1 protein-coding gene is annotated in these 536 nt (G+C 75.4%); it reads left to right on the plus strand.

The annotated features are described in order from the left end of the window. The coding region (locus tag GH736_RS24200) for an aldolase/citrate lyase family protein (protein WP_235934676.1) at window positions 1-536 on the plus strand (536 nt) is incomplete at both ends.

Genomic DNA, 536 nt, shown 5'->3' on the forward strand with positions numbered 1-536 from the left:
CCCGCCGGGCTCGCCCGGTCGTGGCTGCTCGTGCCGGGATCGGCCGACGCCCTCACGGCGCGAGTCGCGGCATCCGCTGCCGACGTCGTCGTCGTCGATCTCGAGGACGGGGTCGCACCCGAGCACAAGGGTCGCGCGCGTCGCGGCCTCGTCGCGCTCGCCGATGCCGGGGAGCGACCATGGGTGCGCATCGGCGATGCGGCGTCCGACGAGTGGCGCACTGATGTCGCGCTGCTGCGCGGCGCGGGGCTCGTCGCCGGCGTGGTGCTCGCGAAGGTCGAGTCGCCCGAGCACGTGCGACGCACCGTGGACGCGCTGGACGACGACCTGCCGATCGTGGCGCTCATCGAGAGCGCGCGCGGCATCGAGGCGGCGCTCGACGTCGCGGAGACACCCGGTGTGCTGCGGCTGGCCTTCGGCAGCGGCGACTTCCGACGCGACACCGGGGCGGCGGATGACCCGATCGCGCTGCTCTTCGCACGTTCCCGGCTCGTGATGGCGAGCCGCGCGGCCGGGTTGCCCGGCCCCGTCGACGG

The sequence above is a fragment of the Agromyces humi genome, assembly GCF_009720255.1.
GTDB lineage: Bacteria > Actinomycetota > Actinomycetes > Actinomycetales > Microbacteriaceae > Agromyces > Agromyces humi.